Here is a 12,191-nt window from a genome sequence, read left to right as displayed (position 1 = left end):
GTTCAGCCCGTCTCAGCGAATATCATAGTGCACACGCTGCAGTTGTCCCGCGCGCGTCAGCTCAACATCGATGGATGGGGTATTTTGCAAGCTCTGATACAGCTGCATGGCCTGCGATGGATTATCAAGCAGCTGCCCGTTCACCTTATGAAGCACATCACCATTCTGTAGCCCGGCCAGTTGAAACAGGGAACCGGGAACAATATCGCTGATCACAAATCCACCCATCGGCCCATTGCCGGCGGCCGGAGCCAATCTTGCCTGAGTCAGCAATGTCGGCAAATCCTGCATCTGCTGCTGCAGTTGTGCGCGACTCATCAGCCGGTTTTCCTGTTTGGCCGGCGCCCCTTCACTCGCAACAAACTGCGATGGCAGTGCTGACCTGGGCATACTGATCTGTTCCATGCGACCACTGTGATCAATCACGATGGAGGTTGCCTCCACCTGCTTCAGCACCACTCCCGGCTGAATCACACTGCCGATCACAAACGCCTTCTCCCCGCCGGATCCCAGCCGGACAATGGCGGCTGAGGCATCGCCCGCCACCACCGTACCCAACAGGCTGATTTGCAACGGGCTGCGGACCACCGGTGCGGATACAGCCACAGGTTTCGCCATCTCTTTTTTCACTACAGGGGTGCCGAACAAGGGAATGGCCATCATTGCAGCCATATCAGGCAATGCAACCGCGACAGGTTGTTGTGCTTGCGATTGCAGGATCTGCTCCGGCTGAGGCGCCGGCATCAGCCAGCCAGCCACCATCCAGGCCATGATGACAACGAGCACAAGCTCTGTCGGCATGGTCAGCCTGCCAACATAGTTCTGCATCTGCGCCAAGCGGCCTCCCGTCAAAATAAGATGTGGCGAGTTTAACAGCTGCAATCCAATTGACTACCTGACAGAATGAATGACATGCGCTGATCACCCGCCATCGTCTTTTTACATGCAAGCAGCATGGCGAACGAACACCTCACTGACAAAAAAGTTATCACTCTGAAATATCTGAGCTATATTGTCAGGTATTTGAACCAGACAGTCACCCACAGGAGGAACAGGACCATTTTCACGCTTTTCTCTGCATCCAATACAAAAGATACACCCTGACCTGCCGGATATCAGAAAAATGACCATACACATTCAAGTGATGAATGAGCAAAATCTGATTCGTGAAGGAATCGTCTGCCTGCTGCACATGGATCCGGATATGGCCGTGCTGCCACCGGCCCGGTGTGACAATGGCTGTAATCATACATGTTATCAGTCCGGTTGCGATATTATCGTCGTTGGTACGCATACCGGCAGTGCCGGCTCTCTTCATTGCCTCAGCCAGATCGTACGCCGGTTTGCCGAGGCTCGCGTACTGCTTATCATACGCAAGGAGCAGGCCTCCCTCACCGGAGAGGCTATCAGAATCGGCGCCAAAGGCGTGGTCTCGCTTGATATTCCAGGCCATATTCTCAGGAAGGCGGTCCGTACCATCGCAGAGGGCGGCTCATTTATCGAACCCTGGCTGGCACAGACCATTTCGGAAACACCCTACCGGCATACGAGCAACCCCTTTGATTCACTCTCCCCCAGAGAGCAAGCTGTGCTGCATATGATTTTAAGCGGCGCCAATAGCGGCTGCATTGCCGAAAATCTTCACATCAGTCAGAAAACAGTGGCCAACCATCATACCCATATCATGAGCAAGCTGGGCGTTAAAAACATGGTGGAGCTGCTACGCATGGCCATGCGTCATAACCTGATTCAGGCATTCAATTAGGCAGATACCGTCTACCTGCTGTCAGCCATAAAAATAATCCTCGCGGAATATAGCCTGTTGCAGCTATGTTTCCCCTGCAGCCAGATCGCGAGGTAGCTTTGAACAACCCACGTTTCACATATGCACAGCATCCACTCTCTGCATGTCGGCGGCATCAGCAAAGCAGACGCGCTGTGGCAGCCTGCTAGCGATGTACCTTCAGCACTTTGGCTTGCGGGAGATGCCCTTCTCCATCGCCCCCGACCCCCGCTATCTGTTCATGAGCCCGCGACACCAGGATGCGCTGGCCCATCTGCTTTACGGCTTACAGGGAGAAGGTGGCATTGTTCTGCTGACAGGAGAGGTGGGCACGGGCAAAACAACCCTGAGCCGGCGCCTGCTGAGTAACGGACCTAAAAACATCGACTATGCCTGGATTGTTAACCCGAAACTTTCGGTTAAAGAGCTGCTTGCCACGCTTTGCGACGAGCTCTCCATCCATTACACACCGGGAAGCACTGATATCAAGCAGTTCACCGATCTGATCAGTGCAAAACTGATACAGACCCATGCCGAAGGAAAAAACACCGTCCTGATGATCGATGAGGCGCAGACGCTTTCTGTCGAGGTGCTCGAACAACTGCGCCTGCTCACCAATCTCGAAACAGATCAGCGCAAGCTGCTGCAGATCGCGCTATTCGGGCAACCGGAACTCAAAACCATGCTGGCGCGCCATGAACTGCGCCAGCTGTCACAGCGCATCACCGCCCGCTTCCATTTAAACCCGCTGAATCTCGATGAAACCGGCGCATATATCCGCCACCGCCTGAAAGTGGCCGGATGTGAGAGCCCGATTTTCAACAGCCGCGCCATCAAACTCATTTATCGCGGCAGCCACGGCATCCCTCGCCTGATCAACCTGATCTGCAATCGCGCCATGCTCGGACTTTATGCCCGGAACCAGACCACAGCTACGCCTGAGCATATCCGCCAGGCCTGCCGTGAAGTCGCCGGCGAGGATGAAATCAGAAACAGCAAACGATGGCGCATCACTCTTGCCGCGATCACCATACCGTTGCTGGCACTGGCGATATTTACCATGCAGTCATGGCAAAAGAGCCCATTACCCATCCATGCGGTCGCGACGCCTTCAGCCGGCGCATCGTTCCCGCCCATAGAGCACTCCACCCGGGAGATGGATGCACCACCTGTCCATAAGGAGAAAGCTGCGGCGCCACCACCATGGGGCCAGCTCGATACCAGCAACAGTGAGTTCTCCGCATGGCAAACCCTTGTCGAACTTTGGGACCCTGCGCTCAGGCTGATTCAGGGCAAAAATATCTGTACGACCCTTGAAGCAAGCCGTTACCACTGTATTCACAGCCATGGCGACCTCCATGATGTGCAGAAACTGAACCTGCCGGCGGTACTGCCACTGACCAGCGGCCCAACCACCGCCTTCTTTGCGCTCGTCAGCATTCAGGACCGGCAGATCACATTACGACTTGGCCAGGATGAATGGGACATTCCGGCGGATGAGCTGCATCAATACTGGTCAGGTGAGTTCACCGTGATCTGGCACTCCCCGGGTGCACACAGGCCAGCACCTCACCTTCGCCCCGACAGCGATGGACAGCGCTAATGTCCTATATCCTTGATGCACTGAAAAAGTCGGATGAAAAAAGAAGCACACAGAGCCCCGAAGCTGCCGGCATTCACTCCCATGCGCCCGGCCACCGCTCACCCTATACCACGGCTATATGGCTGATACTGGCTTGCAGCAGTGTCATACTGCTCATCTGGCTAAGCCGGCCTGCACCAGAGCTGCCCGAACAACCGGCTACCCCACACCCGACCGCAACGACTGCCGCCACCATCACACCTCCGCCACAACCATGGCACCATCGACGGATAGAGACACCGGTTGAAACAGCTGAGCAGACAGAAGCTGCGCACACGGACAACCTGACAGATCAAACACAGGAACCGGTGGTACCGGTACAGCAACATCAAATTCCGGCGCCACCCGACCGCTCTGACATTGAACCGTTACAGCAGATCGATCGCGGCACCAACATCCCTGAACGCTCGGAGCTACCCGCCAGCGAGCAGGATAAACTTCCGGCGATCCGGATCGAAGGACACATTTTTGATGCAGAGCCTGACAAGCGGATGGTAATCATTAACGGTCAGCTTTGCAGGGAGAAGCAGCCCTGTGGTGATCGCTTGATACTTGAGGAGATTACGGAAGATGGTGTGATACTGAGCCATGGCGGCACCGCTTTCCACATCGCCACCTTCGATTAAGGAGATGCTGACCCACTGCCATCCTGGCAATCGATCGAAGGCCTTTCACTGCCAGGGAGAAATCCCCCTGACAGTGACATCATCGGCCGGCTTTTTTTTACAGGACCTCGACCGCCTTGCTGGCCAGACGAGAGCGCTCGCCCGCCTTCAGAGCAATATGACCGGCATGCTCCCAACCGGCAAATGCAGTCACAGCCCGTGTCAAACCATTGGTATAAGCCGTCAGGTAAGGCGTATCGATCTGGGCATTATTGCCGAGAATAATAATCTTCGAATCCTCGCCCATACGGGTAATAATGGTTTTCATCTCATGCGGCGTCAGGTTCTGGGCCTCATCGACAATCAGCCATGTTTTGGTGAATGTACGACCACGTGCAAATGAGAGCGCTGCAATTTCAATCCTGTGTTGCCCGAGAATATCGGCGATATTTGCCGCCTCATCTCCCAGCAGCAGTGCCAGATTATCGGTGATCGCCCCCATCCACGGCTCAAGCTTTTCACGCTCGGTACCCGGCAGGAAACCGATATCGTGGCCCATCGGCACCGTTGCACGCGTCACCAGAATCTTGTCATACAGCCCCATATCCAGCGTCTGATGCAACCCACAGGCCAGCGCCAGCAGGGTTTTACCGGAACCGGCCAGCCCCATCATGGCCACCAGATCCAGATCCGCATCCATCAGCAGGTTCATGGCCATATTCTGCTCCGGATTCTTGGCCTGAATGCCCCAGATCGCATTGCGCTCCTGACGATAGGAGATGACGTCCTGCAGATGAACCCGGCGCCCCTCATCAAGGGCCGTACAACGCATGACAATTTCACGCTCTCCCGGCAGCACAACAAAGGAGTGAATAAATGGCAAAGCCATCGCCTCCGGCCAGGTGACCACAAAATGATTACCATGGGCATGCTCAAGCACCTGCATGTCGGCGCCCATCGCAGCCCACACATCGGCATCGAGGCGCAACTTGCCACTTGGCAGCACGGAAAGATCACTGACGACCCGGTCGGAGCGGTAATCCTCAGTGCGCAAGCCCAGTGCACGCGCCTTGATGCGCAGATTGATATCCTTGGAAACAAGAATGACCTGCCGTCCCGGATGCTGCTTCTGAACCGACATCGCCACGGCAATAATGCGGTTGTCGCCGCCACTGCGTGCCAGCGACTCCGGCAATATCGCCAGCGACTGATGGTTCATTTCAAAAAAGAGACGACCACCACCTGGCAACGGACACCCCTGTTCCAGATCGTCACAGGATTCACTCAACTCATCGAGTTGCCTGGAGGCATCGCGCACATTGCGGGCCAGCTCATCCAGTCCCTTCTTCACATTATCCATCTCTTCAAGCACAACGATCGGAAGCACCACATCATGCTCATCGAAGCGTTTCAGTGCGTTTGGATCGTGAATCAGGACGTTGGTATCAAGAATATAGATTTTGCGCTCGGCCATTTCATTATCACTCATGATTTCTCTCCGGCGTGTTGGATAACTGCTGGACGTAACTATGCCAGAAGGGATGACTTTGCACATGAAAAAAATCCCGCCAAAAGAGCTTGACAGGGCCATCCTGCTTGGCATGATTCGCCCCGTTCCGCGGGTATAGCTCAGTTGGTAGAGCGCGACCTTGCCAAGGTCGAGGTCACCGGTTCGAGCCCGGTTACCCGCTCCAGACAAAAGGGGCCTCACGGCCCCTTTTAATTGGAAGAAGCGGTGGAAATGGCAGGGTGGCTCAGTGGTACGGCGGAGGACTGCAAATCCTTTATTCGCGAGTTCGATTCTCGCCCCTGCCTCCAACCGGTTCAAACACATAGTTGTCAAAATGGTAAAAAAAGTTTTGACAACAACGGTCCGATTACCATAATGCGGGCCATTCGCGGGTATAGCTCAGTTGGTAGAGCGCGACCTTGCCAAGGTCGAGGTCACCGGTTCGAGCCCGGTTACCCGCTCCAGATAGAAAGGGATCCTTCGGGGTCCCTTTTTTATTGGTTCATCGCGCATGAGCGAGAGCCGCCCCCCCGTATTTTTGTCCTGCGGATGACCTCATACGAGCCATTCACTGCAGCCGCAGCTTGTTTCTGTAGTAAATCACTCTATTCGGCAAATCGTATTAGGGGGGTTCAAGCGGCCCACACACATCTTGACCAACAGCGGACGTCCGCGATGAACCTTTTTTATTTCCCGCTCATATCTTTACGCGCAACAGCAAACCGGCTTGCATAGGCCCCATGCAGATCAACTTCGACCAACTCACCACTTCACAGCGTTATTTCCAGATGATTCAGACACTGGTCCCCCGCCCCATCGCCTGGGTACTCAGCGAACATGAAAATGGCAAACTCAATCTTGCCCCCTTTTCATACTTCTCCGCCATCTGCGCAGATCCGGCTCTGGTCATGATTTCCGTCGGTAAAAAATCGCCCGGCGAAGAAAAAGATACCCGCAACAATATCGAAGCACGTCGCTATTTCGTTATTCACATTCCATCGATGGATCAACTGGCGGCGATGAATGACAGCTCGGCAACGATGCCAGCCGGTGTATCGGAAATCGAGCAACTGGGACTGGAAACGGTGGCTCTGGAAAACTTCCCGCTTCCCCGCCTGAAAGATGCCCGCGCCGCATTTGCCTGTGAACTGCATGCTCTGCATGAGATAGGCAACAGCGGGCAGGCAGTGATCTATGGCGAAGTAAAACAACTCTACCTGAGTGATGAGATCATCGAACACGGTAAAGATGGTCGCATCAAGGTGGATGCGGAAAAACTCGATCCGGTTGCCCGGCTCGGTGCCAATGAATATGCCGCCCTGTCGCAGATCATACGATTGCCGCGACCGGCATAATCATCACAAACAATCATCAGCATCCTCAATAACTTCGCACTATCGCTGTAGCTGCAAAAGAAATCACCACTTAAACCATGAATATCACTGACATGAACAAACAAAAAGGCCGGCGGAGTTACCCGCCGGCCTTTTCATTTAGCGTACGCGATGATCAGTCGCGCTTGCTGCTCTTACTCTTGCTCTTGCTTTCAGACTGCTTGCCATGATCAGACTTGCTGTCTCCATGTGCTTCCCTTGGAGCCGGGAAAGCATAGGCCGCTGCTGCTGAACCTGCATTGCCCGATGCATCGGTCGAGATCACATCAAGTGAGAACGATGGTGCTTCGATCTCAACATTGCGGCCACCTTCAACCTTCTGACGGCTGCCATAAGAGAGGTGAACGCTCTGACCATTGCTCACCGTCACACCGTTCAGCATCGCTGACAGAGCCGGATTCGCATCAACCAGATCGTGAGAGCTGAAGACGACGCGGAACACGCCCTCCTGACCCTCGACCTTCACAGCTTCAAGTGCGGCCGCAACCGCAGGTGCTGTGGTATCCACCACGGTGACACGCTGTGTACCGGTGCTGCTGTTGCCATTGGCATCGGTCGCGGTCCAGGTCACCACTGTGGTACCGAGAGCGAAGCTGGCTGGCGCATCGGAAACCACGCTCACAGGACCGAACAGGTCCGTCGCAGTCGCGGTACCAATCACCACACTGCTCAGGGCTGCTGTCGCCTCAACATGCACATCGGCTGGCAGGGTCATCGCCGGAGCGGTGGTATCCACAACCGTAACCGTCTGTGTTGCTGTTGAAACGTTGCCGTTGGCATCCGTCGCACTCCAGATCACGGACGTGACACCCAGCGGGAATACCGCCGGCGCATTGGAGGTAACGGTAACAGGGAAGATATCGGTCGCAGTCGCGTTACCGATTGCAACCGTGCTGCCCGGATTACCATTGGCCTCTGCCGTGACATTGGCAGGAAGTGTCAACACCGGTGCTGTGGTATCGACCACGGTCACCTTCTGCGTAGCACTGCCTGTGTTACCCGCTGCATCCGTTGCACTCCAGATTACAACCGTCGTACCAACCGGGAAGCTGGCTGGTGCATTGCTGCTCGCTGCGACTGCACCATCGACCAGATCAGTTGCTGTGGCATTGCCGATTGCAACCGTGCTCAGTACTGCACTGGCTTCAACCGTCACATCGGCCGGTGCCAGCACACTTGGTGCAGTGGTATCGGTGACCGTGACAGTCTGGGTTGCTGTACCCACGTTGCCATGCGCATCGGTTGCACTCCAGGTGATGGTATAAACACCCGGTGCAAACGGACCGGTCTGATCTGCAATCGCGGTGACTACACCATCGACCAGATCGCTTGCGCTTGCACTGCCAAGTGTGACAGCGGTCAGCGCGCCGGTTGCCTCAACGGTAACTGCTGCCGGTGCAATAACACTCGGTGCAGTGGTATCGGTGACCGTTACGGTCTGGGTTGCTGTACCTGTGTTACCTGCAGCATCGGTGGCGCTCCAGGTGATGGTATATACACCCGGTGCAAACGGGCCGGTCTGATCTGCAGTCGCGGTGACTACACCATCGACCAGATCGCTTGCTGTTGCGCTGCCAAGTGTGACAGCAGTCAGCGCAGCGGTTGCCTCAACAGTGACTGCTGCCGGTGCCACCACACTTGGAGCGGTGGTATCGGTGACCGTGACAGTCTGGGTTGCTTTACCTGTGTTACCTGCAGCATCGGTGGCACGCCAGGTGATGGTATATACCCCCGGTGCAAACGGACCGCTCTGATCGGCAGTCGCGGTGACAACGCCATCGACCAGATCGCTTGCTGTTGCACTGCCAAGTGTGACAGCGGTCAGCGCGCCGGTTGCCTCAACAGTAACTGCTGCCGGTGCAATAACACTCGGTGCAGTGGTATCGGTGACCGTTACGGTCTGGGTTGCTGTACCCACGTTGCCATGCGCATCGGTGGCACTCCAGGTAATGGTGTGCACACCCGGTGCAAACGGACCGCTCTGATCGGCAGTCGCGGTGACTACACCATCGACCAGATCGCTTGCTGTTGCACTGCCAAGTGTGACAGCAGTCAGCGCGCCGGTTGCCTCAACAGTGACTGCTGCCGGTGCAATAACACTCGGTGCAGTGGTATCGGTGACCGTCACGATCTGGGTTGCTGTACCTGTGTTACCCGCAGCATCGGTTGCGCTCCAGGTAATGGTATATACACCCGGTGCAAACGGACCGGTCTGATCGGCAGTCGCGGTGACTACGCCATCGACCAGATCGCTTGCGCTTGCACTGCCAAGTGTGACAGCGGTCAGCGCGCCGGTTGCTTCAACAGTGACTGCTGCCGGTGCCACCACACTTGGAGCGGTGGTGTCAGTTACGGTGACAGTCTGGGTTGCCGTTGCACTGTTGCCGTTCGCATCCGTCGCCGTCCAGGTCACGGTGGTGTTGCCAACAGGGAATGCTGCCGGCACATTGTTGCTGACCGTTACCGCAAAGATATCGGTCGCGGTGGCAGCACCAATCGCGACCGACGTCAGCCTGGCAGTTGCCTCGACAGATACGTTGGCAGGCACACTCAGTACCGGTGCTGTGGTATCGACAACCGATACGGTGGTCGATGCGCTGCGGCTGTTACCCGCGCAATCCGTGGCAGTCACGGTCACAGAGGTGTTACCCAATGCATACACACCGGCTGGTGAAACACCCAGCTGTACGCCGCAGACATCGCTGGTAGTAACATAAGAGGTTACATTCACCGATGCACCGGAAACAGAGGTTGCCTCCACTGCTGCAATCGGCGCAATACTGATGGACGGCGCCACGGTATCCCGAACGGTTACAGTGGTAGTGGCAGTTGCTGTACCACCCTTGCCATCATCGACGGTCAGGCTGATGTTGTAGGTGCCGTTAGCCAGATTCACGGTCGGGGTTGCACCGGTAGCCGAGCCACCGTTCCAGCTCCAGCTGTAGGTCAGCGTATCGCCATCCGGATCGCTCGATGCAGAACCATTCAGCATCACTGCCGTCATCGCACCCGCTGATTCCACAACCTGTGCGGCACCGGCATTGGCTACCGGCGGCTGGTTCGCAGGTGCAGCCGGTGCAGATCCGGCACCGCCGCTCACGCCACCGTAAACGAAAGACTCGTTACTACCCGCCTCAACCGTGGCACCGATACCGCCCAGACCACTGAGCTGCACAGGCGTCGGCGTAGTTGTGGACGTGCCTGTACCTAACTGCCAGAAACCACCATAACCCCATGACCAAACCGTGCCATCAAGCTTCACTGCCAGCATATGGGAAGAACCGGCAGAAATCTGGCGAACGCCAGTGATATTGGTCTGCACTGGCAGAGGCTCGGTGGGCGTAATGGTACCATTACCGGCCTGACCAAAACGGTTCAGACCCCAGACCCATACCGTACCATCCGTCTTCAATGCGGAGGCATAGTTATAACCGGCGGAAACCGACGCCACACCACTGATCTGGGTCTGCACCGGCGTTGGAACAGCCCACACACCCGTGCGACCGTCGCCAAGCTCACCGCTGGCATCCAGGCCCCAGGCCCAAACCGTACCGTCTGATTTCAGCGCAAAATTGTGACTTGAGCCGGCAGCAATGGACACAGCCCCGCTAACCGAGACCTGAACGGGATTAGTTATGCAGAACGGCCATCCTCCATTCACCACACCGTTACCGGACTGGCCATATTGATTGTTACCCCAGCTCCAGACAGTACCGTCTGACTTCAATGCAATCGCATGAGCACGGCCTGCCGCAATGGCGGTCACATTGGTCAGGCCACTGATCTGATACGGACCTGGCACTGCGGTCGACGGAGCCATACCGGCCTGACTGTAATTATTAATACCCCAGGCCCATACCGTGCCATCGGCCTTCAGCGCAACAGTGAATGACTGCCCCGCATCGATTGCCACCACATTGGTCAGACCACTGACCTGTACAGGTGTGTAACTGACACCACCCCAGTAACCAAGACCGAGTTGACCATAGTCATTATAACCCCAGGCCCAGACCGTACCGTCGGCCTTCAGTCCCACGCCATGGCTTATGCCCAGTTTGATACTGACAAAATCGGCAGCCTGCGGCACTGCCAGCGGCTTGATGTTCAATTTTGTATCGCCTGTAGCCAAAACACCGTAGGAGTTATACCCCCAGGCCATGGGCTCTGCCTTCGCAGCGGCAGCGGCAGCAACGCCCGCCACCTTGCGGACTCGAAGGTTGGCTCCATCACCGATATAAAGATTGCCGGCACTATCAACATAGACAGTCTTTGGACTATTCAACTGGGCGCTAAGTGCCGGGCCTCCATCGCCGGAAAAGCCCGCCACTCCTGTACCGACCACCGTGCTGATATTACCCGAAACATCCACCTTGCGGATGCGATTATTGCCACTGTCGGCCAAATAGATATTACCGACACTATCAATGCCAATATTGTAAACACCGGCTATCTTCGCCAAGGTTGCAGCGCCACCATCACCGGAGTAGCCCGTCACACTGGTACCGGCAACCGTACTAATTTTGCCCGATGTATCCACTTTGCGAATACGCTGGTTAGCTGTATCCGCTATATAAAGATTACCGACTCCATCCACTTCAACGTCGTTCGGATAAGCCAGCTGCGCAGAAACTGCTGCACCACCATCACCTGAATATCCCAGAACACCGGTCCCAGCCACTGTACTGATATTTCCCGATGCATCTACTTTGCGAATGCAATGATTACCAGTGTCCGCAATGTAAAGATTGCCTGCACCATCAACTGCAACGCCAGATGGCTGGTTCAACTGAGCAGAAACTGCTGCACCACCATCACCGGAGAAGCCACGTACACCAGTCCCTGCTACAGTAGTTACATTGCCTGCAGCATCCATTTTCTGAACTTGATTGTATAAGTTCGCCACATAGATATTACCGGCACCATCAATAGCAATATCGTTTGCATAGACTCCCTGCATCAATGAACTGATATTGCCAGATACATCTACCTTACGAACGCGTTTGTACCAGCCATCTGCGATATAGAGGTTGCCCGCAGCATCCACAACAACATTGCCGGGCACCCCAAACTGGGCAGCAGTTGCCGCACCACCATCGCCTGAGCTGCCAAGAGTACCGTTACCGGCCACAGTGGTAATATCGCCCACGGCTGCAGAGGCCATCTGCGGCGCAAGGCCGAGCAGCACCAGAAGCCCCAAAAATAATAGTTTAAGTTTTTTCAATGTATGCCCTCCGAGATTTGGAAAAACTCCTGAACG

General features: G+C 55.6%; 7 protein-coding genes and 3 tRNA genes. 7 read left to right on the top strand and 3 right to left on the bottom strand.

Annotated elements, in window-relative coordinates; translation table 11 throughout:
• Positions 1-12: 12 nt before the first annotated feature.
• The gene (locus tag FEF65_RS07715) at positions 13-828 is read right to left on the bottom strand and encodes a type II secretion system protein N (protein WP_238701261.1); all 816 of its coding nucleotides are present in this window, start codon (positions 826-828) and stop codon (positions 13-15) included.
• A gap of 316 nt (positions 829-1,144) precedes the next feature.
• On the opposite strand from FEF65_RS07715, the gene FEF65_RS07710 reads away from it, so the two are divergent.
• From FEF65_RS07710 to FEF65_RS07700, 3 genes are all read left to right on the top strand, one after another.
• Positions 1,145-1,765: a LuxR C-terminal-related transcriptional regulator gene (locus tag FEF65_RS07710; protein WP_161595207.1), complete on the top strand. Its 621-nt coding sequence runs from the start codon at positions 1,145-1,147 to the stop codon at positions 1,763-1,765.
• Between the two features lie 142 nt (positions 1,766-1,907).
• Positions 1,908-3,386, top strand: a complete 1,479-nt coding sequence (locus tag FEF65_RS07705; RefSeq protein ID WP_202978245.1) for an ExeA family protein — start codon at positions 1,908-1,910, stop codon at positions 3,384-3,386.
• The gene (locus tag FEF65_RS07700; RefSeq protein ID WP_138239219.1) at positions 3,386-4,051 is read left to right on the top strand and encodes a general secretion pathway protein GspB; all 666 of its coding nucleotides are present in this window, start codon (positions 3,386-3,388) and stop codon (positions 4,049-4,051) included. Before FEF65_RS07705 ends, FEF65_RS07700 begins: the two co-directional genes overlap by 1 nt.
• Before the next feature lie 97 nt (positions 4,052-4,148).
• On the opposite strand, the gene FEF65_RS07695 is transcribed toward FEF65_RS07700, so the two are convergent.
• A complete protein-coding gene (locus FEF65_RS07695; RefSeq protein WP_161595206.1) occupies positions 4,149-5,519 on the bottom strand; it encodes a PhoH family protein in 1,371 nt (456 codons plus the stop codon).
• Positions 5,520-5,648: 129 nt separating this feature from the next.
• Here FEF65_RS07695 and FEF65_RS07690 point away from each other — a divergent pair.
• The 4 genes from FEF65_RS07690 to FEF65_RS07675 all read left to right on the top strand — a co-directional run bounded on the left by FEF65_RS07690 (position 5,649) and on the right by FEF65_RS07675 (position 6,895).
• Positions 5,649-5,724 (top strand) — tRNA-Gly (locus tag FEF65_RS07690).
• 49 nt (positions 5,725-5,773) lie between these two features.
• Positions 5,774-5,848 (top strand) — tRNA-Cys (locus tag FEF65_RS07685).
• A gap of 80 nt (positions 5,849-5,928) precedes the next feature.
• A tRNA-Gly gene (locus tag FEF65_RS07680) sits at positions 5,929-6,004 on the top strand.
• Positions 6,005-6,280: 276 nt separating this feature from the next.
• Positions 6,281-6,895 carry a flavin reductase family protein gene (locus FEF65_RS07675; protein ID WP_138239217.1) on the top strand — a complete coding sequence of 205 codons (615 nt, stop codon included), beginning with the start codon at positions 6,281-6,283 and terminating at the stop codon, positions 6,893-6,895.
• 154 nt (positions 6,896-7,049) lie between these two features.
• Here FEF65_RS07675 and FEF65_RS07670 read toward each other — a convergent pair whose 3' ends face one another.
• On the bottom strand, positions 7,050-12,155 hold the full coding sequence (locus tag FEF65_RS07670) for an RCC1 domain-containing protein (RefSeq protein WP_138239216.1): 5,106 nt from the start codon (positions 12,153-12,155) through the stop codon (positions 7,050-7,052).
• Between the last annotated feature and the right edge of the window lie 36 nt (positions 12,156-12,191).

This window comes from Mariprofundus erugo (assembly GCF_005818865.1).
GTDB classification, from domain to species: domain Bacteria; phylum Pseudomonadota; class Zetaproteobacteria; order Mariprofundales; family Mariprofundaceae; genus Mariprofundus; species Mariprofundus erugo.
The sequence above is the reverse complement of the archived record's forward strand: the minus strand, read 5'-3'. Positions and strand labels throughout refer to the sequence as shown.